Source organism: Paenarthrobacter aromaticivorans, assembly GCF_019038615.1.
Classification (GTDB): Bacteria; Actinomycetota; Actinomycetes; order Actinomycetales; family Micrococcaceae; genus Arthrobacter; species Arthrobacter aromaticivorans.
Genome location: NZ_JAHOPC010000005.1, coordinates 103545 through 126374, shown reverse-complemented (window position 1 = coordinate 126374; position 22830 = coordinate 103545). Strand labels below are relative to the sequence as shown.

The window sequence follows — 22830 nt, the reverse complement described above, 5'->3', positions numbered from 1 at the left end:
AAACAATGAACGCGCTCAAGAAGCTATTTGGTGGCAATACCCGCCAGTTCGGCATGATCTTCGCCCTGGTGGCACTTATCGTCTTCTTCCAGATCTTCACCGAGGGCCGGACACTGACGCCGGGCAACGTGATCAACCTGTTCAACGGCAACTCCTACATCCTGATCCTGGCCATCGGTATGGTCCTGGTCATTATTGCCGGCCACATCGACCTCTCTGTGGGCTCGGTGGCCGCATTTGTGGGTGTTTCCGTGGCTCTCGCCATCCGGGACTGGGGTATCCCCTGGTACATGGGTGTGCTCTTCGGGCTGGTGCTCGGTGCCGTGATCGGGGCCTGGCAAGGATTCTGGACAGCGTATGTGGGCATCCCCGCCTTCATCGTGACGCTGGCAGGCATGCTCCTGTTCCGCGGTTTCAACCAGTTCGTGGGCAAATCCAACACCATCCCCGTCCCCAGCGACTTCCAGTACCTGGGCTCCGGCTACCTGCCTGAAATTGGCCCCAACACGGGCTTCAACAACCTCACGTTGCTGTTGGGTATCCTGGCCGCCGCGTTCGTTGTCATCATGTCCCTGCGGGCCCGGGCTACAAACAAGGCACTTGGCGCCGACGTTCCCGAGCTTTGGGTCGAGGTCACTAAGCTGGTCCTGATCTGCGGTGCCATCCTCTACGCCACGTACCTGTTCGCCACCGGCCGCCCCGGAACCTCCTTCCCTATCCCCGGTTTGATCCTGGCCGTGTTGGTCCTGATCTACGGTTTCATCGCTGACAAGACCGTGCTGGGCCGCCACGTCTACGCCGTGGGTGGTAACCGGCACGCAGCAGAACTGTCCGGTGTGCAGTCCAAGAAGGTCAACTTCATGGTCATGCTCAACATGTCCGTCCTTGCAGGCCTCGCCGGCATGATCTTCGTTGGCCGATCCACCGCATCCGGCCCCTTTGACGGCGTCGGTTGGGAACTGGACGCAATCGCAGCCGTGTTCATCGGTGGCGCCGCCGTTACAGGTGGCGTTGGCACCGTGATCGGCTCGATCGTCGGTGGCTTGGTGATGGCCGTGCTGAACAACGGCCTCCAGCTTCTGGGCGTAGGCGCCGACCTCACCCAGATCATCAAGGGCCTGGTGCTCCTGGCCGCCGTAGCCTTCGACGTCTACAACAAGATCCAAGGCAAGCGGTCCATCACCGGCCTGTTGATGAAGAACTTCCAGCGCAACAACGACATCAAGCCGGACGAGACCACGTCCACCAAAGAGGTCATCTCCAAGGAAGCCTGACCGGTTTCCATCGACTCGCTCCACCCCACCCACACAGAAAGTGAACCAAGATATGCGAATGTTTGGTAAAGCAGGAAAGGCAGCAGCAGTCGCTGCCATCGCGGCACTGGCGCTGACAGCCTGCGGCCGCTCTGACAGCGGCTCAAGCAGCAGCACTGCTGGCGGGGAAGCGTTCCCCAAGGACTCGATGATCGGCGTCGCCCTTCCGCAGAAGACCAGTGAAAACTGGGTCCTCGCGGAGAAGCTGTTCAACGACGGCCTCAGCAGCGCCGGGTTCAAGCCCGACGTCCAGTTCGCCAACGGCGGCGTGTCCGAGCAGCAGAACCAGATCAGCGCCATGGTCACCAAGGGTGCAAAGGTCATCATCGTTGGCGCAATCGACGGCGCCCAGCTGGGCACGCAGCTCAAGCAGGCCAAGGACTCCGGCGCCACGGTCATTGCTTATGACCGTTTGCTCCTGAACACGGAGAACGTGGACTACTACGTGGCGTACGACAACTTCAAGGTCGGTGTGCTCCAGGGCCAGGCCTTGTTGGACGGATTGAAGGCCAAGAAGCCTTCCGGCCCGTACAACATCGAGCTCTTCGCCGGTTCCCCGGATGATGCAAACGCCAAGGTCTTCTTCGACGGAGCCATGAGCGTCCTGAAGCCGAAGATCGACGACGGAACCCTGAAGGTACTCTCCGGCCAGACCACTTTCGAGCAGGCTGTTACCCAGGGTTGGAAGGGCGAAAACGCGCAGAAGCGTGCGGACACCCTCTTGGCAGGCAGCTACACCTCGGCCCCGCTGGACGGCGTACTTTCCCCGAACGACCTTTTGGCACGCTACATCCTGAACTCGGTCAAGGCCGCCGGAAAGCCGACGCCGGTCATCACCGGCCAGGACTCCGAGGTTGAGTCCGTCAAGTCGATCATGGCTGGCGAGCAGTACTCCACCATCAACAAGGACACCCGCAAGCTGGTTGAGCATGCCATCACCATGGTGAAGGACCTGCAGGCCGGCAAGCAGCTGGAAATCAATGACAAGGATTCCTACAAGAACGGTGTCAAGACTGTTCCGGCTTACCTGCTCCCGCCGCAGATCGTGACGGCAGCCAACGTCAAGACGGCTTACGTGGACGATCCGGTACTCGGCCCGATCACCAAGTAGTCGAGCACGTATTAGCTGAGCACTAATTAACAAGCACTGCCCCGGTCCGCAAAATTTGCGGGCCGGGGCTTTCGCTATTCCCCACAACTGTAGGCGCTACTTCCCCTCTTGGACCTTGATCACGCCGGGTCCCGAAAAGTGCAGCACCGCATTGCGGACTGCGTCTGGCGATTTCAGGGTCCGGTACCCGTAGTTATCCGAAGGTGACCAGCCGACGTCGGACGTAAAGTCACGCTGCGCCCATTCAGGAACCTCGGTGCCTGACTCAGCCGCAGCGGCTACCGCCTCCGCCTTGCGTTCCTCAAAGGAGCCTTGGGCAACGGCTTCCAGATTGACGGGTTCACCGTTGAACCAGGAACCGGTATCGCTGAACATATTGCCGTTGTAACTGGTGACTGTAATGGATTCATCGGCGTTCGGCCCGGAGTAGTCAAAGGCGTTGTACTCGGAGAAGATCCGGGAATCGTAGCCCGCACCAATGAAGTAGCTGGTGCCGCCCTGCGCCTCACTAATCATGGGATAGTCAGGGTCCTCGCTACTGCCGACGAAGTAGTTGTTCAGGACGTGCACTTGGCCGAAGCGGACCCGGGGACCACGCTGTTGGGTGTTTTCGAAGAGGTTCGAGATGAAGCTGACGCGCAGCTTTCCGCCGTCTTTATCTACATGCTCGTCGCCGGATCCCAGAAGGCTCGTCTTGTCATGGTCCTTGAGTTGGCTGTTGGAGATGGTGACGAAGTCTGTTCCGTCCTTCAAATCCAGAAGGCCGTCGTGGCGGATGACGGGCTCGTTCTTGAAATCCTTGGGCGCCTTGCTGTCAGGATAGCGGCCGTCTGTCACCAGGACATGGTCAATCCAGATGTGGTCCGAGGTTACGGCGGACACGCAGTCGAAGCGGGCGTTCCATGCGCCGTCGCCGTCATCGGGAGACCACGTGGTGAACCAGTCCACGGGTGATTCGATGCTCAAGTTCCGGATAACCACGTTGCTGGCCACGTTCATGATGATGTTGGCTCCCACCAGCCCGGAGTCATCATCCAGTCCCAGGAGCGTGGTGTTGCTCGGAAGATTCACCTCAATCTGACGCTTCATGGCATTGCTGCCCTGTTGGCGCAGTTGCCTCATTTGCTTGCAGTACGGGAACGCTTGGTCGCTCCAGGTCTTTCCGTTGTCCAGGAAGCAGCTCATGTACTTCTGGATGTCGTAGCCAGGAGCGTAGTCCTGCTCGCCAAGGATCTTTCCGTCAGGGGCTTCGTTGCCGTTAATGGTCCCCCGGATGTAGATGATTTTGGGTGCCTTGGGGTCGCCGTTATTCAGCGTGGCCGTCTTGAGTTCTGCCAAGGTGCTGACCACGTGAACGTTCGCCGGTGGGGCGTCGGAACCACCGTTGGTCCCCGGGCCGGCCGGGGTGCTTCCAACGGATGCCCAACCCGTGGGAGCTGAATCGTGTATTGAGACTGTGGGCGAACCGTGCAGATCAACCGGATCGGCGCTGCTGGCCGGCGCGCTTGCCAGCGTAGCCGCCAGCGCGATGCTTGCTACGGCTGCCACCGTGGCTGGGCGTCGCCGTGAAGTGCGTTTCAGGAATCGGGAGTGAATGCGATTGTTCGGGGATGTTGTGGACGTCATTGGCCTGTTTTCCGGCATGCCAAAGAGCACATGCCTGATAGCGGGAATGGGCGATTCGACTAACTGCTTTTCCTTGCCCTCACTGCGAGAAAGCGCTTTCTCGCGGGGCTGTCCTATTATGCCTGTGCAGCTCGCCACGCTGTCAAGAGGTCGTTCGGAATCCGGACCTGCCTGACGTCCCGGATTTTCACAGCGCACGCATAGCTTCGACAGGCTTCCTGCACAGCAGCGCTCAGCATTGTTGGACCTGCAGCCCGCGAGCCAGCGGTCTGCGGAACTCAGCAGGTCCAAAGGAGAAACGTGAGCGTCCTTGCCCGAAGCGTAGGCAATGCCTTCCGCAACAAAATCAGAACGGCCGCGGTAGTCGCTGTGCTGGCCGTAGCGATCGGCCTGGCGTTGGCCATGCTTGTGGCCAACCAGGCCGTGGGTGCCAAGGTCCAGGAGCTCAATGCTTCCGTGGGCACCACCCTGACGGTGAATCCGGCTGGTGGGCAGGGCTTCGAAGGTGGCGGCGAACCGCTCACGGCTGCTCAAGCGCAGACTGTAGCCTCGGTCACCAACGTGACCTCCGTGGTGGGTACCAAGGCGCTGCGCCTCCAGACGGCGACGGCAGAAACAAGCACCACACAGCAAGGTGGCGGTTTCGGTCCCGGCGGGCAGCAGGCCAGCGTCACTACCAACCTCACGGCAGCCATCGATGCCGGCACCCTCGGCAACCGGAACGGCTCCACCAGCAACACCGGAGGTACAGGCACTACCCAACGAGTACGCACCCTTCCCATTGCGGCCACAGGCATCGGCGCCGAAGTTGACAGCGCCGGCAAGGCCTTGGACATCACGAGTGGCACCGGACTGGGCGACTACACTACGGCTCAGGCAAAGGCGCTGGTGGGGACGACGCTGGCGCAAAAGAATAACCTCACAGCGGGTTCCACTTTCACCATCCAGGACAAGACGTTCACGGTCGCAGGCATCTTCGACGCCGGAACCGCCTTCGGAAACAACGCCGTCTACGTCACCCTTCCAGAAGCCCAAACGCTGGCAGCGACTCCTGACGAACTCTCCACGATGATCGTCACGGTCAACAGTATGGAAAACGTCGACAGCACCAAAACGGCCGTCCAGTCCGCGTTGGGAACCAGCAAAGCCGACGTCACCCAGGGCCAACGCAACCTCGAAACTGCCGTCAGCTCGCTGGATAGCGTCAAGAACATCTCCCTGGTCGCGTTCATTGCCGCACTCGCTACAGCCGGGCTCATCATCCTGCTGATCATGGTCATGTTGGTCCGTGAACGCCGCCGCGAAATTGGTGTGTTGAAGGCCATCGGTGCCAGGAATCGCACCATCGGCCTGCAATTCGTCCTTGAATCGCTGGTACTCGTGGCTTTGGGCAGCGTGGTGGGCGCCGCCATTGCATCGCTCGCCAGCGGCGGTATCGCATCAGCCCTCATCAGTTCAAACACCAGCACGACGGCGGCAGGCAGCACCCAGCGCGGCGGCGGCTTTGGCGGGGGCGGTTTTGCCGGTGGCGGTTTTGCCGGTGGAGGCCAGGGCGGTCCCTTCGGTGGGGCCTCTCAACTGCTCACGTCTGTCTCGGCGAGCGCCTCCCCCGGTGTCATTGCTGCAGGCATCGCCGCGGTCTTCGCGGTCGCCATCATCGGCGCATTGGTCCCGGCCTTGCTGACCGCGCGCATCCGTCCCATCGAAGTACTCCGAGGAGAATAGCCGTGATTGTTGTCAAAGATCTGGTCCGACAGTTCAAGTCCGGGGACCGAACCATCAAGCCGGTCAACGGCGTCAGTTTCGAACTCGACAAGGGTTCGCTGGCTTCCATCGTCGGTAAGAGCGGCAGTGGCAAGAGCACGCTGTTGTCCCTGCTGGGTGCGCTTGATAAGCCAACCAGTGGAGACGTCGTCGTGGATGGCGTCAGTTTGGCGGGGCTTCCGGACAGCAAACTGACCGAGTACCGCCGGCGGGACATCGGTTTCGTGTTCCAACAGTTCAACCTGATCCCGAACCTTAGCGCCGTGGACAACGTCATGCTGCCGATGGAGTTCGCCGGGGTCCGGAAGGCTGCGCGGCTGAAGCGCGCCAAAGAACTGCTGGAACAGGTGCAGCTGGATCCGGAGAAGCAGTCCCGCCGGATCAATCGATTGTCCGGTGGCGAGCAGCAGCGCGTCGCGATCGCACGGGCACTCGCCAACGAACCCAAGCTCATCCTTGCCGACGAGCCCACGGGAAACCTGGACGAGCAAACCGGTGAGCATATCATCGAACTGTTGAGCTCACTGAGCCGCGACCACAACACCACCATCCTGGTTGTCACCCACGACCGCAGCCTGGCGCAAAAAACGGAACGCTGCTTCCGCCTTCAGCAGGGCCGGCTTACGGAGGAGATCAAAACCGGATTGCATCGATGACCTTGACGCGCACCGCCACGAGCGCCGGAACGGCTCCGGCGAGTGCGCCCACAAGGACAGCTGCCCCGAAGCCCAGGAGGGCAGCGTCAATGGGGAAGGACGGATATTCAGTCAATCCCGGCGCCACCTTTGACTCGATCCAGGGGTTTTTCACCACCGCGACGGCCAGCATGACTCCTGCCAGGCCGGCGACTGCGGTGGCAACCACGGATTCCATCATGACTCCGAAGAAGATCCGGCCGGACGTCGCGCCGAAGCTGCGGCGGATGCCGATTTCCCGGACCCGGTACCGCACGGTGACCATGGAGATGTTGAGCATTCCCACGGCGCCGAGCAGGAGAACCAGTCCGGCTACCCCGCCCACGATCCATTGCGCGGGCCCCAGCGGATCCCCATACGCGGCGAAGTCCATCCGGCTTGCCTGCGCGTAGTACCCGGGAAATTGCCCCTGGAGGTCCGTGGAAATGGCTGCGGCCAGGGAATCGGCCTGTTCCTCCCCCACCCACACTTTGAACTCGGACATCTGGGATTGCATTCCCGTCATCGCGGCTCCGCCGGTGAGGATGAAAGCGGCCGGAGGTTGCTGCGGATAGGCATCAGGTACGACGCCGATAATCACCGCCGTGGCGGGGTGCTCACCCGGGATGGTCACAGTCGGACTGGTGGTCAGGTTGGGCATGCCTGCTTGGTTGTAGAACGCTTCGGAGACCACGACGGCGGGTGCGAGCCTTTGCTCGTCGTCGGCAGCGAACCAGGTTCCTTGGGTGAGCGGTACGCGGTGGATGATGCCGTACCCGATGTCCACGATCGTCACGTCCACATTGGTCACGCCACGCGGAAACTGGAAGCCAGCCTGGGTCCTGCCAACGTGGGTGGACGTGGTGATGCCGAAGCGCTGTTGGATGCCTTCGTAGACCTTCTCCAGTTTCGCAGGATCAGGCGTGGAAGGGCCGTTGACGCTCAGTGACAAGGTGGCAACCCGGCCGCCGTTGCGCTCGGACTGCACCTTGATCCCTTCACGGACCAGACCGCCGATTCCTACCACCGATGTCAGCGCAGCCACAGACAGGGCGACGCCAAGGAGGGCCAGGAGGATTCGGACCTTGTTAATCCTGAGTTCCTGCCACGCTTCCACGAGCGTGGAAATGAAGCCGGTCATGCGCTGACTCCTGCTGTTTCGGCAACTGCCAGCGGGCTGAGCACACCGGAGTCGAGGCGGTAGCAGGCTCGTGCCAGCGCTGCCACATTGGTATCGTGCGTGATCGTGACAAGTGCGGCTGCAGTTTCCGTGGCCACGGTGTCCAGCAAGGCCATGACAGCCTGCCCGGTTTCCACGTCCAGGGCACCCGTCGGTTCATCGGCAAGGATGAGCCTCGGCCTGCGGACCAGCGCCCGGGCGATCGCCACACGCTGCTGCTCACCACCGGAGAGCATATTCGGCATGGTGTGGGCGCGCTCGGCCAGCCCGACGCGGTCCAGCATGTCCATGGCAAGTTCCCGGCGGCGCCAAAACTCCCTGCCGTGGGCGTAAAACAGGGGCGTGATGACGTTGTCCAGGGCGCTGCGGCCTGGGAGCAGGTTGAATTGCTGGAACACGAAGCCCACTGTGGAACCGCGCAAGCGGGCGCGGGCGTTGCTGCTCAACCGGTCCGCCGGTTGGCCAAGGAATTCCAGGTCACCGGAGGTGGGGACATCGAGGAGCCCCAGGAGGTTGAGCAGTGTCGATTTTCCGCACCCTGAACGGCCGACAATGGCTGTGTGGTCGCCGCTCTGAACCTCGAGGTCGATGCCTCGGAGGATGTGGAGCTGCTGCTGGTCCGGCAAGATCACTGAACGCGTGACCGACCGGAGGCTCACAAGAGTTTCGTTGGTGCTTGTCGCCTCCACGCTTAACCCGCCGGAATGTAGGTGCCCTGGCCAGGGCCCATCATGGGGTTCGGGGCAGCCGGGGCGCCGGGCACGAACTCTAGGACCTGCTCGCCCTCGGTCAAGCCGGACGTCACTTCAACTACGTTGCCATCATTCAAACCAAGCTGTACGGTGCGCTCCTCCGGAGCAGCCCCGCTCCCTCCTGCGCCCGCAATCCAGACGATGCCGTCCTTCACGCTGCCTTTCACCGAGGTCAGCGGAACTGTCACCACATCAGAGGCCACCCCGGCGCTTACCGTCATGGTCGCGCCAAGTCCGGCAAAGACCTCGTGCCCGGCCGGGATTGCGCAGCTGAGCGTTCCTGTTGGCGTGCTGCCACCATCCTGCGACTGGCCTCCCCCGCCACCCGGGATCGCGACGGCCCCGCCGACACCCATGCCAGCACCTCCGCCAGTGGACGACAAACCGCCCGAGGTGCTGCCGCCGTCGTCGGACGCGTTGTTCTTGAGCGTCACCTCGGTGCACTGGAACGGCGCCGGCCCGCCAACCAAAGCGATCTCGGCCGGGCCGGGCTTGCCGAGCAGGCGGTACTGCTGGGCAGCCGTGACCGAGCCGGCGACGGTGTACGTTCCGGGATCGATCTTGCCGACGCTTTCCCCGACGCTGACTTGTTGGTCGATCAGCGTGGTCAGAGACTGCAGGGTACCGCCGGTAGGGGCGAGGATATCGAAGTAGTCATACACGGGCTTCGGCGCCGAGGACATTCCGTCCTTCGATGGCTGCGCGGATGTCACAGCGCGTTCTGCTTTGACTTGGAACAGGGCGTCGCCCCTGGCCACAGTGGCGCCTTGCTCCACGAAGACCTTGATGACCTTGCCAGCCGATGTGCTCCGTATGGCTTCAGCGGCGTCGCTCTGAACGGTGCCCTTGATTTCAACGGTATTGGTGACTGTTGCGCGCGTTGCCGGGACCACCGGGATGTCCACCTGCGCCAACGGTGCTGGCCCGGAATCCGAAGGCTTGAGGCCATCTATGAAAGCGATCTTGACCAAAGCCACAGCAATCACTGCGAAAACCACTAGCCAGGCAACCGGCAAAATGACACGCCGAAAAATACCCATCCCTGCTCCATTTCGGTAACTCCCCACAGAACCTCTGCGAGGGATGACTACCTCAGCCTAGGCGAGGTTTCTCATTACGATGGACATTCGCGTGACTCGGGAACTCGGTTCCCGACGTTCCCGGACGAACATGTGCTTGTTCCGTCAACCTCACGGACAACGAAAAAAATCGTGAACAAGGGCGGCATCCGCGCTGATGGTCAGTCTCCCGGCGTCCGGAAGGGGTGATCGCGACGCGACAAACGTCGTAACCAAAATTGGTGGTATATTCCCCAGATGGCTGCGTGCCATGAGCATCGTGATTCACCACATTTGGGGGAAAATCTTGGTGACGACCACAAAGCAGGTGAAAACCCGCAGAGATCCTGCGAGCAGGCTGTCATTCTTGGGCGCGGTAATTCTTGCGACCTTCCTCGGTGCCGTGGTCGTCGTCACCGGCTCTTCCAATTCGAGGGCGATGTCTACAACTGGGAACGAGATCCTAACGGCAGTGGCCGTTGCGGGATTCCAAGGGTCGATGATTGCCACCGTGGCGGCAGTCCTAATGTGGTTTCCGACCTATAGACACATTTCAAAGAAGATGCGATTGGCGCTGCAATTTCCGGTAATGATGGTTTGCGGCGCGGCTACTGCCATTCCTGTCGCGATTGCCGACATTGCATTCAATTTGAATCCGGGTTTTACAGGCATATGGGCTGTCTATACCCTTTTTGCCGGTATCTGGAGCGCATCCTTAGCTTGGGTACTAGTTACTGTCGTTCCTCGTCGGATCGAAAAAACTCCCTATTTATGGTGGACAGGGGTCCTCGTCCTTTCAGTCGGCGCTGTTGTATACGGGATACGGCTGTTTGGGGACTCTTTTTGGTCCTAGTGGCCAGACGTTCCCCGGGAGCTGTTGCCGGAATGAGAGGATGGCAGGCATGACGCTCCCTATCGCCAGACCGTGGCTTTCTAGCCAGACCAATCAGGATCCCCGGGCTGCCACCGGCCGCCGCTTGCGCTGGGGAGTCGTATCCACGGGCAACATCGCCAATAGTGTTTCCCAGGACCTTTCCCTCCTGGAGGATGCAGAACTCTACGCCGTGAGCTCCAGGACCCAGGCAGCCGCGGACGCGTTTGCGCACACGCTCGGTTTCGCCAAGGCCTACGGGAACGACGGCGGTGTCCCCGGCTACCAGCGGCTGTTCGAGGATCCCGCCGTCGATGTGGTGTATGTGGCCACACCCCACGCACAGCATTTCCAGATCGCCGCCGCCGCCCTGCGCGCCGGCAAGCATGTCCTGTGCGAGAAGGCCCTCACCATCAACGCCCGTGAGGCCACCGAGCTGGTGAAGCTGGCCCGGGAGAACAACGTGTTCTTCATGGAGGCCGTGTGGAGCCGGTTCCTACCGAGCATGCAGCGTGCCTTTTCCATTGCCGCATCGGGGGAAATCGGGCACACCCAGTGGGTCAGCGCAGACCTCGGCTTCCCTGCACCGTACGATCCCTCCGCCCGCATCTGGGCACTCAATGACGGTGGCGGTGCACTGCTGGACATTACCGTCTACCCGTTGCTCTGGGCCCTGGGAACATTGGGCTTCCCACAGTCCGTTACCGCGATCGGCACCCTAAACGACGACGGCGTGGACACCCAGAATGCGCTGACGCTCGGTTATGCCAGCGGGGCCCAGGCACAATTGACGTCGTCCCTGACGGCCCACGGACCGCGAACGGCCACCGTGGCTGGCGGACTTGGGTACCTGCAGACGGTGGGCTCGGTCAACAATCCGCGCGAGATTCTGATCCGGGTTGGCTGGGACGAGCCACGGCACGAACGCTTCGACGTGGTGGGCGTCGGGTACACCTACGAACTCCGTGAAGTGACACGGTGCATTCAACAGGGACTGCTGGAGAGCCCGGTGATGCCGCTGGAAGACTCCATCAACGTCATGCGCTTGTTCGATGGCGTCCGGTCCCAGTTGGGGATCAGGTACCCGAACGACGCTCGGTGACTGCCGTTTTTGGTGAGCCGACCGCGCGTGGTGGGTGCCGGCGTCGGGAGTTAACCCAGCTGTATTAACGCCCTTGGCGTGCTGGCTGCCTTGCCAGTTTCCGGTCCAGCGAGAATGCACCAGGACCGAGGAACACAAAGGCTACCGAAATGGCGAAATAGATGATCAGGAGCTCGGCAGTTACGCCCGCCTTGTCCGTGAGCAGGGGCTTGCCCGCTTCCGTCACGAACCAGATACCGGCGAACAGAATCGCTGCGAGGAAGCCAGCCACCCTGGTTAGCGCTCCGAGTACCAGGAGCAAGCCCAAACCAAGCTCACCGGCAATGACCAGCCAGGCTACTATCTCGGGCTTCTGCACCCCCATGGCAGCAACCGACGCGGCGAAGGCGGCGTGCCCGGCCATGAGCTTCTGGATGCCGTGCACCATGACCAGTGCGCCGAACACCACACGCAGGACAGTGACGCCGCGGGCAGAGGACTTGGGAGAGGGGTGAAGGAATTTCACGGGTTCCAATCTTCCATGCCTTTGGGACGAGCGCCAACCCAAGTAAGTAGCAGCAGATGCCCTTTTGAGCGCTCAAAAGGGCATCAGCTGCGACCTAGTTGGGCGGGTGGGGGCAGAATGGAACCTGATAGTGGGTCAAGGGTGGATGGAGCTGGCATGCAGGTTGACGTCGTAGTTGTTGGCGGAGGAGCAATGGGATCGGCGGCCGCCTGGCAGCTTTCCCGCAGCGGGAAGTCCGTGATTCTCCTTGAGCAATTCGAGGCCGGTCACCACATCGGCGCCTCGCACGGCGCCACCCGCAACTTCAACACCGCCTACGCCGAAGCCGACTACCTGGACCTCCTCGCCGAGGCCAAGACCCTGTGGGACGAACTCGCTGCAGAAACCGGGGCGCCGCTACTGGACCTGGTGGGTCTTGCGAACCACGGCAACGTGGAGCGTCTCCGGACCATCCAGGAGGCCCATCAGGAACGTGGCATCGAAAGCTACTTCATCTCCGCAGACGAGGCCATGGACCGGTGGCAAGGAATGAACTTTGTCACCGACGTACTCTTCGTACCGGGGTCCGGAAGGATCCGTTCGGCCAACGCACTCGAGGCGCTTCGGAAGGTAGCTGAGTCCCGTGGAGCGATCTTCAAATTCTCGACGCCGGTCCGCGGCATCCGTGTAGACGGTGCCGAAACCGTGGTGGTGGTGACAGACGAGACCGAATACACTGCCAGTCGCGTGGTAGTCACCGCCGGCGCTTGGACGAACAAGGTCCTCGGCGAGCACGCCAAGCTGCCGCCGCTGGTCGTTACCCAGGAGCAGCCCGCCCACTTCACGCCGGTGGACAACACGCTGGTATGGCCGAGCTTCAACCACACCCCAGATATGGACGATCCTGCGTACGAGTACTGGTACAGCCCTGTCTACGGGATGCTCACACCCGGTGAAGGCGTCAAAGCCGGTTGGCACGGCGTGGGCCCCGTCATGGACCCCGACGAGCGCACGTTCCAGCCGATCCCCGAGCAGCTCGACGCCTTGGTGCGTTACGCGCAGGAGTGGCTTCCCGGCGTCGACCCTTCCACAGCGGTTCCCATCAGCTGCACCTACACCACCACGCCCACTGAGGACTTTGTGCTGGACCGCTTTGGACCGTTGGTGGTGGGCGCCGGGTTCTCAGGGCACGGTTTCAAGTTCACGCCAGCCATTGGCCGGGTGTTGAAGGACATCGTCGACGGCGGTGTGGCACCTCAACGCTTCCTGGCCGACCGTTAACGGCAACTGACTCGCAGTTGTGGTTGCCATGAGCTCTCTAAGCAACCACAACTGCGAGTCAGTTGGGAATTAACGAAGCGTCGCGAGGACCTTGTTGAAGGTAGCCGACGGACGCATGATCTCAGCAGCCTTGGCAGCGTCCGGACGGTAGTAGCCGCCCAGATCGACGCCGGGACCCTGGACTGCGTTCAGCTCGCCAACGATGACTTCCTCGTTGGAGGTCAGGGCCTCGGCGATGGCAGCGAAGTCCTTCGCCAGCTCTGCATCCTCAGTCTGCTTGGCCAGTTCCTGTGCCCAGTACATGGACAAGTAGAAGTGGCTTCCGCGGTTGTCCAGCTCGCCAACGCTGCGGCGCGGGGACTTGTTTTCCAGCAGGAACGTACCCGTGGCGCGGTCCAGAGTGTCGGCCAGGACCTGCGCGCGGGCGTTGCCCGTGGTGGTGGCGAGGTGCTCGAAGCTGACAGCCAAAGCGAGGAATTCACCCAAGCTGTCCCAGCGAAGGTGGTTTTCCTTGACCAGCTGCTGCACGTGCTTGGGGGCAGATCCGCCGGCGCCGGTCTCGAAGAGGCCACCACCGTTGATCAACGGAACGACGGAAAGCATCTTGGCGCTGGTGCCGAGCTCAAGGATCGGGAACAGGTCCGTGAGGTAATCGCGGAGGACGTTACCGGTGACGGAGATGGTGTCCTCGCCCTTACGGATGCGTTCCAGGGTGAAGGCCGTTGCCTCCTCCGGGGACATGATCTCGATCTGAAGGCCCTCGGTGTCGTGGTCCTTAAGGTACTCGTTGACCTTGGCGATGAGGTTGGCGTCGTGCGCACGGCCCTTGTCCAGCCAGAAAACGGCCGGGGTCTGGGAAGCGCGGGCGCGGGTAACGGCAAGCTTGACCCAGTCGCGGATCGGGACATCCTTGGTCTGGCATGCGCGCCAGATGTCACCCGGGGATACCTGGTGCTCGACGAGGACGTTGCCCTGGCTGTCCACCAGCTGCATGGTGCCGGCTGCCGGGACTTCGAAGGTTTTGTCGTGGCTTCCGTATTCTTCGGCTGCCTGTGCCATGAGGCCAACGTTGGGAACGGTGCCCATGGTGGTGGGATCGAACGCGCCGTTGGCACGGCAGTCGTCCAGGACAACCTGGTAGACGCCGGCGTAGGAGCTGTCCGGGATGACGGCGAGGGTGTCCGCTTCCTTGCCGTCCGGGCCCCACATGTGGCCGGAGGAACGGATCATGGCCGGCATGGAGGCGTCGACGATGATGTCCGAGGGAACGTGAAGGCTGGTGATCCCCTTGTCCGAGTCCACCATAGCCAGTGCGGGACCGTCTTCCAGGCCCTTGGTGATGGCTGCCTTGACGCCTTCACGGACGTCCTCCGGAAGGTCTTCCAGTCCGCTGAGGATGGCTGCGAGGCCATTGTTGGGGCTGATGCCTGCGGCTGCGAGCTGCTTACCGTAGGTGTCGAACAGCTCGGAGAAGTAAGCCTTGACCACGTGGCCGAAGATGATGGGGTCCGAGACCTTCATCATGGTGGCCTTCAGGTGTGCGGAGAAGAGGATGCCTTCTTCCTTGGCACGGGCAACCTGGGCCTTGAGGAACTCGTCCAGGGCGTCTGCGCGCAGGACGGTAGCGTCCACAACTTCGCCGGCCAGCACGGGGAAGTCCTTCTTGAGGACCTTGGTGGTGCCGTCTTCACGGACCAGCTGGATGCTGAGGGAATCGTCGGCCTTGAGCACAACGGATTTCTCGTTGGAGCGGAAATCGTTCTGGCCCATCGTGGCAACGTTGGTCTTGGAATCAGCAGACCAGGCGCCCATGGAGTGCGGGTTCTGACGGGCGTAGTTCTTGACTGACAGCGGTGCGCGGCGGTCCGAGTTGCCTTCACGCAGCACCGGGTTCACGGCGGAGCCCTTGATTTTGTCGTAGCGCGAGCGGATGTCCGTCTCGGTGTCCGAGGAAGGGTTGTCCGGGTAGTCCGGGAGGGCGAAGCCCTGGGACTGGAGTTCGGCGATGGCAGCCTTGAGCTGCGGCACGGAGGCGCTGATGTTGGGCAGCTTGATGATGTTGGCTTCCGGCCGCTTTGCCAGCTCGCCAAGTTCAGCCAAGGCGTTGCCCGTGCGCTGCTCTTCAGTCAGGAAATCGCCGAAAACGGCGATGATGCGGCCTGCCAGCGAAATATCGCGGGTCTCGACCTCCACACCTGCGGTCGAGGCATACGCTTCCACAATCGGCAGGAATGAGTAGGTAGCCAGCATCGGCGCTTCGTCTGTGTGGGTATAGATAATCTTGGCCATTGGCGGGGTTCTCCCTGAAAGTCTGCAGATTTCAACATCTCTAAACTTACCCGAGTAGGCCGGATTGGCGGCCCTTCGTGTCCGGGATCACTCCTTCGTTACCGCTCGCAGCGGTGTTGAACGCCCGACGGCGACCTTGCCGCCGAAGCTGCCGACCGGCGTCGTGCATTGCTCCTCGGCGTGTGACAAGAAGTGAAAGTAAAATATCACAAACTATGAAACAACTCTTTACAAAGTTGTCACACGTTGGGTAGCTTCGATTCCGTCAGTCGGCGGTCGCCATCACTGGCCGCCCCACTCCCTCGATAGGTTGGAACAACGTGACAAAAACCAAGACCCTGGCCACAAGCCTGCTGAGTCTGTCCGCTGCCGCAATCCTTGCCCTGGTCGGAACCACCAGCGCAAACGCGGCCCCCGCCAAGGACACCGACTCCAGCGGCGTTGCGGTCAGCAGCCATGTGGCGTCGGACAACGGCGCCGCAGACTACTGGACCCCGGAACGCATGAAGAACGCCAAGTCCGGCGACATCCTCGCCAGCAAAGCACTGGACCGCAGCCGGCTCCTCAACCTCGGAAAAGCCCCCGTGACCGAAGCCCCGGGCGCTCTGAGCAGCGTCGAAGGCCAGCAGGCGTCCACCGACTCCAAGGCCATCAACCTCAAGACGAACCAGAGCGAAACCCCCGTCAAGCACATCGGCAAGATCTTCTTCACCTTGGGCGGAGCAAACTACGTCTGCTCCGGCAACTCCGTGACCGCGGCCAACAAGAGCACCGTGTCCACCGCCGGCCACTGCGTCAACGAGGGACCGGGCGCCTACGCCACCAACTTCGTCTTCGTACCTGCCTACCTCAATGGCTCCGCGCCCTATGGGAAGTGGACAGCAAGGGCGCTGTACTCCCCCACCCAGTGGGCATCCAACGGCAACATGCAGTACGACACCGCCTTCGCCGTAATGAACACCCTCAACGGCCAGCGGCTCGCGGACGTGGTGGGCTCCTCGGGTGTCCAGTTCAACGCCGCCCGCGGCCTGAGCTACAAGTCCTTCGGCTACCCGGCAGCTCCTCCCTTCAATGGTGAATCACTCAAGAGCTGCTCCGGCACCGCCACCAATGATCCCTATAACCCGCAGTTCGCCACCCAGGGCATCCCGTGCAACATGACCGGTGGATCCTCGGGCGGTCCGTGGTTTATCGGCAACAGCTCCGGCGGGTACCAGAACTCGATCAACAGCTACGGCTACGGCAGCAACTCCAACACCATGTACGGCCCTTACTGGGGCTCCGTCATTCAGTCGACCTACACCACCGCGGCAGCTTCGTAACGGTTTCCCTGTAGCAGGTCCCTGTTAACTACGACGGCGGCCGTCCCCATCCCGGGGGCGGCCGCCGTGGCGTTGTACTGCTTTTGCCTTTGTGGCCGGACCCTTCTAGTGGAAGAAGTGGCGAGCTCCGGTGAAGTACATCGTGATGCCGGCAGCGTTGGCCGCGGCAATGACCTCTTCATCGCGGACAGAGCCGCCCGGCTGGACGACAGCGCGAACGCCAGCGTCGATCAGGATCTGCAGGCCATCAGCGAACGGGAAGAACGCATCCGAGGCTGCAACGGCACCGCGGGCGCGCTCCGGTGCGTTGGTCGCGTCGGCGTTCGAAGCGCCGCCAGCACCTTCGACGTCGGACTCCACCTTCACGCCCAGCGTGTTGGCGCGCTCGACAGCAAGGCGGCAGGAGTCCAGGCGGTTGACCTGGCCCATGCCGATGCCCACTGCGGCGCCGTGATCTGCGAGCAGGATGGCGTTGGACTTTGCGGCACGGCAAGCCGTCCAGGCGAAGGCGAGGTCCGCGAGGGTCTTTTCGTCGGCAGCCTCACCTGCGGCGAGGGTCCAGTTGGCGGGGTTGTCGCCGTCGGCGTCCACCTTGTCGCTCATCTGCACCAGCACGCCACCGGAGACCTGGCGCATCTCGGAGGGGTAGCGACCGTAGCCTTCCGGAAGCGCGAGAAGGCGGATGTTCTTCTTCTTGGAGAGGATCTCCACAGCTTCGGGCTCGAAGTCCGGGGCGATAACAACCTCGGTGAAGATGTCGGCAACCGTGCGGGCCATACCGGCAGTCACCGTCCGGTTCGCGGCGATGACGCCACCGAACGCGGAGACGGGATCGCACGCGTGGGCCTTGGCGTGGGCGTCGGCAATCGGGTCCGCGGCGTCGGCTGAACCAACGGCTACACCACACGGGTTGGCGTGCTTGATGATCGCGACGGCGGGCTCGGCGAAGTCAAAGGCAGCACGGAGGGCGGCATCGGCGTCGACGAAGTTGTTGTAGCTCATGGCCTTGCCATGCAACTGATCAGCCTGGGCGATGCCAGCCGGGGCAGCCTTGTCCACGTAGAGCGCGGCCTGCTGGTGCGGGTTTTCGCCGTAGCGCAGGACCTCGGAACGCTCCAAGGACAGTCCGGCGTACGCGGGCCAGTCGATGACGCCGTCGCCGTCTTCATCCAGGAACTGGCTGGCGGTCCAGGTGGCAACAGCGTTGTCGTAGCTGGCCGTGTGCGCGAAGGCCTTGGCGGCCAGGCGGCGGCGCGTGTTGAGGTCGAACCCGCCTTCCTGTGCAGCGGCAACCACTGCGCCGTAGAAGTTGGGGTCCGTAACAATGGCGACGGCGGCATGGTTCTTCGCAGCCGAACGCACCATGGCGGGGCCTCCGATGTCGATCTGCTCAACAACGTCATCCTGCGCTGCGCCGGACTTCACGGTCTCGACGAACGGGTACAGGTTCACCACAACGAGGTCGAAGGTTTCGATCTCCATACCGGCAAGGGTTTCCATGTGCGCCGGGACGCGGCGATCGGCCAGGATGCCGCCATGCACGCGCGGGTGCAGGGTCTTGACGCGGCCGTCCAGCATTTCCGGGGAGCCGGTGACTTCTTCGACTTCCTTGACCGGGATGCCTGCGGCGGCGATCTTCTTGGCGGTGGAGCCGGTGGAAACGATAGCGACGCCGGCTGCGTGCAGGCCCTTCGCGAGCTCCTCCAGTCCCGTCTTGTCGTAAACCGAGATCAGTGCACGGCGGATGGGAACACGGTCAAGCTGCGTCAAGCTCACAAAAGTCTCCGTCTTAGTTCGCGTAGATGTCGCGGGGTGGTGGGATATGGGCAGTTTATCGTGTTTCCTTGGCGCACTGGTTTTGCGTCCTGGTTGCTCCTGCGTTGCGAGGCCTGCTCTGCGCCCCATCCCCCACGTTTCCCACGCACACCAGTCCCCACAACATAGGGTTGAGCCATGGAAGCCACCGATGTCGTTCTCGCCGCCGATGTAGGGAAGAGCCGTTGCCGGGTGGAACTGCGTAGGGGCACGGAGTTACTGGGCGCAGCGGACCAGCACGGGTTTCCCGGAGTGCACACCGACAACGGCCCCACGATCGCTTTCGAGCTCCTCCTTGAGACGGTCTCGATGCTCCCGCCCGGCCTGCCTGTGAGCACGTTGACGGGGATCGGCGCAGCTGTGGCCGGCGTCGAAGCTTCTGCCGAGAAGTCCCGTGAACTCGCCATCATGTTGTCGCAACGCTTCGGCGTCCCGGCAGCTGTCCTCTCGGACGCCACGGCAGCCCAACTCGGAGCCCTCCAAGGCGCACCGGGCACCACACTGATCGTGGGCACAGGCGCAGTTGCCTTCCGGTTCGACGAAGCCGGAATCCTTCATCGCGCCGACGGCTGGGGACCTTATCTTGGGGATCGTGGCAGCGGGCGTTGGATCGGTCAGCGGGGGCTCCAAGCCGTCTTGGAAGCGCACGACGGCGGCCCGGCCACCTCGCTTTCGGCTGCGGCAGGGGCTCTGGTCGACTCCCCGGAAAAGCTCCCGGGCTGGCTCGCGTCCGTCGAAAACCCGTACAGGGCAATGGCCCTGTTCGCGCCGCTGGTTCTGCACGCAGCGGAGGCGGGTGACGCCGTCGCGAATGTCATTGTGGACGAGGCCTGCCGCATCCTGACCCATACCGTGAAGCTCGCGTCCAGTGGTGACGAGGCCAGCTCACGCCGTGTGGCGTTGCTCGGCGGAGTGGTCAGCTCCGGGTTCTTCGCGGAGCTATTGCGCAAGTCCCTCGCTTCGGCTGGGATTGAGGTGGTGGCCCCGCTGGGCGATGGCTTGGACGGTGCTGCTCTCGCTGCGACGCGCCGCGGGCTCATCCAGGAAAGGTACATCCACCGTGACGGAACAAACTGGACAGACTGACGCGGACAGGCTCGCGGGCCTGCGCACGGAACTTGCCGGGCTGGAGACCGAAGCCGCGGCCGAGAACCTGAGCGAGCTGGACATCATGGGCACGGAGGAACTCGTCGCGGCCATGCTTGCCCACACTGCAGGAGTACACGCTGCAGTCGAGGCGGCGAGCCCTGCGATTGTGCAAACGGTCGACGCCGTTGCGGAGCGGCTCCAGCGCGGGGGTCGCCTTCTTTATGTCGGGGCTGGAACGGCCGGGCGCCTGGGGGTCCTGGACGCAAGTGAGTGCCCGCCGACGTTCGGCACCCCGCCGGGACTCGTCGTCGGACTCATCGCAGGTGGCGTCCAAGCGATCCAGAAGCCGGTGGAGTACGCCGAGGATAACGCGACCGCAGGCGCGCGCGACCTGCACGATATTAACGTGACGGAAGCGGACGCCGTCGTGGGTATTACTGCGTCCGGTCGAACGCCTTACGTGATTGGCGCGTTGGAAGAGGCCCGAAAGAAGGGCGCGTTCACGGCGTCGCTGGCGTGTAATAAGGGCTCGGCCGTCAGCCATCTCGCGGATGTGGCCATCGAGGTTGTGGTGGGTCCGGAGTTCATTGCGGGCTCCACGCGACTGAATTCGGGAACTGCCCAGAAACTCGTCCTCAACATGATCAGCACGCTGGTGATGGTGAAGCTCGGTAAGACGTACGGAAACCTGATGGTTGACCTGCGGGCGACCAACGAAAAACTCCTGGCCCGCTCGCAAAGGACAGTTCAGCACGCGACCGGGGTGGACGCGCATCAAGCCGCAGCCGCATTGGACTCGGTCAACGGCTCCGTAAAAGCGGCCATCCTGGTGCTGTTGACCGGCATCGAACCAGCTCAGGCCAAGAGTGCCTTGGAAGCAGCCGGCGGTTTCCTGCGGAGGGCGATCGAAAACCAGAAGTAACCCAAACGGCGGTGTTGGCCTGAGCGCATGGCGGTGTTCGCCCGAGCGCATAAAGTTGCATGCAGGAGGGCAGATGAATACATACACAGCCGTGCCCAGCGGCGAACAAGTTGTGCAGGAACTGCCGTGGCGGTGGAAGGTTCAAGGCAGGATCTTCGTGATCGGTGGCCTGGGGTTCATGTTCGATGCGTGGGACGTGACGCTCAACGGCATCCTCATTCCGCTGCTGTCCAAGCATTGGTCCCTTCAGCCGGCTGACGCTGCGTGGATCGGCACGGCCAACCTGATCGGCATGGCCGTAGGCGCGTTCGCGTGGGGAACCATCGCCGACACGATCGGGCGCAAGAAGGCGTTCACGGCAACCCTCCTGATCTTCAGCATCTTCACCGTGCTCGGCGCCTTCGCTCCGGACATCGTATGGTTCTGCATCTTCCGCTTCATGGCCGGGTTCGGTCTGGGCGGCTGCATCCCGGTGGACTATGCGCTGGTGGGTGAGTTCACGCCGCGCAAGCAGCGGGGCAGAGTTCTCACTGCAATGGATGGCTGGTGGCCCGTGGGTGCGGCGCTTTGCGGGTTCATCTCGGCGGGACTTGTTGCTGCCTTCGGCGACTGGCGGCTCACGATGCTGATTATGGTGCTGCCTGCACTCCTCGTTTTCTGGGTCCGGCGCAGTGTTCCGGAGTCTCCGTTGTTCCTGATTCGGTCCGGCCGCCGGCAGGAGGCGGCGGCTGTGATCGATAAGTTGGTTGAGGCCACGGGCGCCGAACCGCGGGCGTACAGCCTGCCGGAACCTCAAGCCGCCCCCAGGCTCTCTCCCGGCAGCGCGTGGGAACAGCTGCGCAGGATCTGGACGTTCAACTGGAAAATCACCACTGCAGCCTGGGCCCTGTTCTTCAGCATCCTGTTGGTCTATTACCTGTCCCTGACGTGGATGCCCCGGATCCTCATCGGCGCCGGCTTCGAGGAGTACAAAGCCTTCGTCACTACAGCCGGGATGGCCGCCGTCGGGCTTTTGGGCGTGGTAGCTGCCGCGCTGCTGGTGGAGCGGGTGGGCCGTAAGTGGATCCTCGCCGTCACCGGTCCGCTTTCCGCGCTGACGTTGGTGATCGTCGCGTTTGTAGTGGACGTGCCGCAAGCCGCCGTGTTCTGGCTGTTGGTGTTCGGCTTCGTGGTCCAGGTGGCCATCCCGGTCCTGTACGCCTATGTGTCCGAGCTGTATCCCACTGAGCTTCGTGGTTCGGGCTTCGGCTGGGCATCGACGTTCTCCCGCATTGGCGCAGGCTTCGGGCCTTTGGTGTTCGCATCGTTCTTTTGGCCCGAATTCGGTTTGGCTCAGTCCTTTGCGATGGCCGGCGGGCTGGTCCTGCTCTCGGTCCTGTGGATGGCGTTCTTTGCCCCGGAGACGAAGCAGCGCATCCTCGAGTAGTGCCCCTCCTTTCCCAACTAGGTCGCACTTAAGCGCGTTTTGAGGCCCCTAAACGCGCACAACTGCGACCTACTTGGGTGACCAACCGCGCTGCTCGAGCGCCCGCCTCACCTTGGCCACCGCGGTAGTCGCGCCGGGGGACATGTGACGCTTAGAGATCCGGATAAGTATCCATCCAGCGCGGCTGAAATCTTCCTCGCGGGCAATGTCCCTCACAATCTGATCGGCCTCCGAATGGCCCTCCCCTTCGTATTCGACCGCCACCCGCCACTCGCGATAGGTCACATCCGATTGACGCACGACGCCGGGACTCAACTCCGTGGGCACATTGACTTCCGCAGTCGGTAGCCCCGCCCGGCCCAGTGCCAGCCGAAGCCGCGTCTCGGGGGCAGAGTCGGCACCGACGCACGCCTGTTCCAGTGCAAGACGGGCTTTGCGGATCCCTGGTGTTCCCCAGTGGCGATCCAACATTTCTTCCAGGTCATCCACCGTGCAGTAAGGCGCGCGGCGGCCCTCGAAATCCGGTCTTGGAATGCGCAGCAAGTGATCCGCCACTACCGTGATCTCGTCGATGTCCATTTTCCGCGTGCAGTCCAACCATGTGCGGGCCCTGCTCGTGATGTACAGGCCGTTGAGCGTGGTGATTTCGTCTTCAAAGAACTGGCCCCGATGGCCAATGACGCCTCGGCGACGAGGAATAGCCATGGTGTGAGGGCGCGCGATGTGGATTCTTGGGTCGTTGCTGCCTGGC

Annotated in this window: 19 protein-coding genes; 11 read left to right on the top strand and 8 right to left on the bottom strand. The window is 62.4% G+C overall.

All coding sequences use genetic code 11. The annotated features are described in order from the left end of the window. The first annotated feature begins 5 nt into the window (after window positions 1–5). Both mmsB and KSW38_RS10390 read left to right on the top strand, forming a co-directional pair. The gene (gene mmsB / locus KSW38_RS10395; RefSeq protein ID WP_216924858.1) at window positions 6–1274 is read left to right on the top strand and encodes a multiple monosaccharide ABC transporter permease; all 1269 of its coding nucleotides are present in this window, start codon (window positions 6–8) and stop codon (window positions 1272–1274) included. Window positions 1275–1326: 52 nt separating this feature from the next. Further along, complete coding sequence (locus KSW38_RS10390; protein ID WP_216924857.1) at window positions 1327–2424, top strand: substrate-binding domain-containing protein; 1098 nt, start codon at window positions 1327–1329, stop codon at window positions 2422–2424. A gap of 96 nt (window positions 2425–2520) precedes the next feature. On the opposite strand, the gene KSW38_RS10385 is transcribed toward KSW38_RS10390, so the two are convergent. Beyond that, window positions 2521–3972 carry a pectate lyase family protein gene (locus KSW38_RS10385; RefSeq protein WP_308169335.1) on the bottom strand — a complete coding sequence of 484 codons (1452 nt, stop codon included), beginning with the start codon at window positions 3970–3972 and terminating at the stop codon, window positions 2521–2523. Window positions 3973–4350: 378 nt separating this feature from the next. Between KSW38_RS10385 and KSW38_RS10380 the strand changes: the two genes are divergently transcribed. Then, on the top strand, window positions 4351–5775 hold the full coding sequence (locus KSW38_RS10380) for an ABC transporter permease (RefSeq protein ID WP_216924855.1): 1425 nt from the start codon (window positions 4351–4353) through the stop codon (window positions 5773–5775). A gap of 2 nt (window positions 5776–5777) precedes the next feature. After that, window positions 5778–6470, top strand: a complete 693-nt coding sequence (locus KSW38_RS10375; RefSeq protein ID WP_216924854.1) for an ABC transporter ATP-binding protein — start codon at window positions 5778–5780, stop codon at window positions 6468–6470. On the opposite strand, the gene KSW38_RS10370 is transcribed toward KSW38_RS10375, so the two are convergent. From KSW38_RS10370 to KSW38_RS10360, 3 genes are read right to left on the bottom strand one after another with little or no spacing between them, the layout of a single operon-like run. Then, a complete protein-coding gene (locus KSW38_RS10370; protein WP_216924853.1) occupies window positions 6448–7629 on the bottom strand; it encodes an ABC transporter permease in 1182 nt (393 codons plus the stop codon). The genes KSW38_RS10375 and KSW38_RS10370 overlap by 23 nt on opposite strands. Next, window positions 7626–8327: an ABC transporter ATP-binding protein gene (locus KSW38_RS10365; RefSeq protein ID WP_308169334.1), complete on the bottom strand. Its 702-nt coding sequence runs from the start codon at window positions 8325–8327 to the stop codon at window positions 7626–7628. Before KSW38_RS10365 ends, KSW38_RS10370 begins: the two co-directional genes overlap by 4 nt. Before the next feature lie 32 nt (window positions 8328–8359). Then, the gene (locus tag KSW38_RS10360) at window positions 8360–9460 is read right to left on the bottom strand and encodes an efflux RND transporter periplasmic adaptor subunit (protein ID WP_216924851.1); all 1101 of its coding nucleotides are present in this window, start codon (window positions 9458–9460) and stop codon (window positions 8360–8362) included. A 289-nt stretch (window positions 9461–9749) separates the two neighbouring features. Here KSW38_RS10360 and KSW38_RS10355 point away from each other — a divergent pair, with 289 nt between their 5' ends. Both KSW38_RS10355 and KSW38_RS10350 read left to right on the top strand, forming a co-directional pair. Further along, a complete protein-coding gene (locus tag KSW38_RS10355) occupies window positions 9750–10331 on the top strand; it encodes a hypothetical protein (RefSeq protein ID WP_216924850.1) in 582 nt (193 codons plus the stop codon). Between the two features lie 49 nt (window positions 10332–10380). Further along, the gene (locus tag KSW38_RS10350) at window positions 10381–11451 is read left to right on the top strand and encodes a Gfo/Idh/MocA family protein (protein ID WP_216924849.1); all 1071 of its coding nucleotides are present in this window, start codon (window positions 10381–10383) and stop codon (window positions 11449–11451) included. A 64-nt stretch (window positions 11452–11515) separates the two neighbouring features. Here the strand turns inward: KSW38_RS10350 and KSW38_RS10345 are convergent, their stop codons facing one another. After that, window positions 11516–11956, bottom strand: coding sequence for a DoxX family protein (locus tag KSW38_RS10345; RefSeq protein WP_216924848.1), 441 nt, complete (start codon window positions 11954–11956; stop codon window positions 11516–11518). 156 nt (window positions 11957–12112) lie between these two features. Between KSW38_RS10345 and KSW38_RS10340 the strand changes: the two genes are divergently transcribed. After that, window positions 12113–13216 carry an FAD-dependent oxidoreductase gene (locus KSW38_RS10340; RefSeq protein ID WP_216924847.1) on the top strand — a complete coding sequence of 368 codons (1104 nt, stop codon included), beginning with the start codon at window positions 12113–12115 and terminating at the stop codon, window positions 13214–13216. Between the two features lie 69 nt (window positions 13217–13285). Here KSW38_RS10340 and KSW38_RS10335 read toward each other — a convergent pair whose 3' ends face one another. Next, window positions 13286–15505, bottom strand: coding sequence for an NADP-dependent isocitrate dehydrogenase (locus tag KSW38_RS10335; protein WP_216924846.1), 2220 nt, complete (start codon window positions 15503–15505; stop codon window positions 13286–13288). 320 nt (window positions 15506–15825) lie between these two features. Here KSW38_RS10335 and KSW38_RS10330 point away from each other — a divergent pair, with 320 nt between their 5' ends. Further along, on the top strand, window positions 15826–16827 hold the full coding sequence (locus tag KSW38_RS10330; RefSeq protein WP_216924845.1) for a trypsin-like serine peptidase: 1002 nt from the start codon (window positions 15826–15828) through the stop codon (window positions 16825–16827). 105 nt (window positions 16828–16932) lie between these two features. Here KSW38_RS10330 and purH read toward each other — a convergent pair whose 3' ends face one another. Beyond that, window positions 16933–18603, bottom strand: coding sequence for a bifunctional phosphoribosylaminoimidazolecarboxamide formyltransferase/IMP cyclohydrolase (gene purH, locus KSW38_RS10325; protein ID WP_216924844.1), 1671 nt, complete (start codon window positions 18601–18603; stop codon window positions 16933–16935). A 177-nt stretch (window positions 18604–18780) separates the two neighbouring features. On the opposite strand from purH, the gene KSW38_RS10320 reads away from it, so the two are divergent. The 3 genes from KSW38_RS10320 (at window position 18781) to KSW38_RS10310 (ending at window position 22079) form a co-directional block, all read left to right on the top strand. Further along, window positions 18781–19728: an N-acetylglucosamine kinase gene (locus tag KSW38_RS10320; protein WP_216924843.1), complete on the top strand. Its 948-nt coding sequence runs from the start codon at window positions 18781–18783 to the stop codon at window positions 19726–19728. Then, window positions 19703–20653 (top strand): N-acetylmuramic acid 6-phosphate etherase, encoded by a 951-nt coding sequence (gene murQ, locus KSW38_RS10315; protein ID WP_216924842.1) that lies wholly within the window; start codon window positions 19703–19705, stop codon window positions 20651–20653. Before KSW38_RS10320 ends, murQ begins: the two co-directional genes overlap by 26 nt. Window positions 20654–20726: 73 nt before the next feature. Then, window positions 20727–22079: an MFS transporter gene (locus KSW38_RS10310; RefSeq protein ID WP_216924841.1), complete on the top strand. Its 1353-nt coding sequence runs from the start codon at window positions 20727–20729 to the stop codon at window positions 22077–22079. A gap of 69 nt (window positions 22080–22148) precedes the next feature. Here KSW38_RS10310 and KSW38_RS10305 read toward each other — a convergent pair whose 3' ends face one another. Continuing rightward, complete coding sequence (locus tag KSW38_RS10305; RefSeq protein ID WP_254186324.1) at window positions 22149–22784, bottom strand: hypothetical protein; 636 nt, start codon at window positions 22782–22784, stop codon at window positions 22149–22151. Between the last annotated feature and the right edge of the window lie 46 nt (window positions 22785–22830).

Bases quoted from the DNA above. Each gene is read 5' to 3' on its own strand.
- KSW38_RS10360 (WP_216924851.1), bottom strand. From the start codon at position 9,460: ATGGGTATTTTTCGGCGTGTCATTTTGCCGGTTGCCTGGCTAGTGGTT.
- KSW38_RS10335 (WP_216924846.1), bottom strand. From the start codon at position 15,505: ATGGCCAAGATTATCTATACCCACACAGACGAAGCGCCGATGCTGGCT.
- KSW38_RS10350 (WP_216924849.1), top strand. From the start codon at position 10,381: ATGACGCTCCCTATCGCCAGACCGTGGCTTTCTAGCCAGACCAATCAG.
- KSW38_RS10390 (WP_216924857.1), top strand. From the start codon at position 1,327: ATGCGAATGTTTGGTAAAGCAGGAAAGGCAGCAGCAGTCGCTGCCATC.
- KSW38_RS10320 (WP_216924843.1), top strand. From the start codon at position 18,781: ATGGAAGCCACCGATGTCGTTCTCGCCGCCGATGTAGGGAAGAGCCGT.
- KSW38_RS10370 (WP_216924853.1), bottom strand. From the start codon at position 7,629: ATGACCGGCTTCATTTCCACGCTCGTGGAAGCGTGGCAGGAACTCAGG.
- KSW38_RS10340 (WP_216924847.1), top strand. From the start codon at position 12,113: ATGCAGGTTGACGTCGTAGTTGTTGGCGGAGGAGCAATGGGATCGGCG.
- KSW38_RS10305 (WP_254186324.1), bottom strand. From the start codon at position 22,784: ATGGCTATTCCTCGTCGCCGAGGCGTCATTGGCCATCGGGGCCAGTTC.
- mmsB (WP_216924858.1), top strand. From the start codon at position 6: ATGAACGCGCTCAAGAAGCTATTTGGTGGCAATACCCGCCAGTTCGGC.
- KSW38_RS10355 (WP_216924850.1), top strand. From the start codon at position 9,750: ATGAGCATCGTGATTCACCACATTTGGGGGAAAATCTTGGTGACGACC.
- KSW38_RS10310 (WP_216924841.1), top strand. From the start codon at position 20,727: ATGAATACATACACAGCCGTGCCCAGCGGCGAACAAGTTGTGCAGGAA.